Origin of the sequence: Mesorhizobium sp. M2E.F.Ca.ET.209.01.1.1, from assembly GCF_004010375.2 — a bacterium.
In the GTDB taxonomy this organism is placed as follows: domain Bacteria; phylum Pseudomonadota; class Alphaproteobacteria; order Rhizobiales; family Rhizobiaceae; genus Mesorhizobium.
In genome coordinates this window covers 1-419 of the sequence record NZ_SADP02000241.1, presented here as the reverse complement: position 1 = coordinate 419, position 419 = coordinate 1, and the positions used below count along the sequence as shown (strand labels likewise).

1 pseudogene is annotated in these 419 nt (G+C 64.9%); it reads left to right on the top strand.

What is annotated here, in order from left to right:
* Positions 1 to 281: 281 nt before the first annotated feature.
* A pseudogene (locus tag EN852_RS42785) lies at positions 282 to 419 on the top strand (EamA/RhaT family transporter); the annotation flags it as partial.

Below are 419 nucleotides of genomic sequence, written 5' to 3'. Positions count from 1 at the left end.
CGGCAAACTTGCCCTGCAGCGAGCGCAGGAAGCCCGCCTCGTCGGCATGCGCGCCCGTCGCGCAGACAAGGCAGGCGGCAGCCAGCAAGGTAGCGGTCGATTTCATCAAGACGTCCCCTCTCGCGATCATAGCCCTTCGACGGAAGGCCTGGACTTAACGGATGCCCCGGACATCAGGTTCCGCCGCCGCAATGACGGTTTGTTGACACCGTCACCCGCTGGCCCAGTCGAATGCCGCCGCTATGGGTTGCGGCAGAGGCCCCGGCTTGCGAGATAGCGCCATGGCACCTGCTCCCTCGATCCCAAAAGCCGCGTTCTGGATGGCTCTGTCAATCGCCTCGTTCCTGGGGATGTCGGTTGCCGGCCGCGAGACGACGGCCGAGCTGAACGTCTTCCAGGTGCTGGAACTGCGCTCGGAT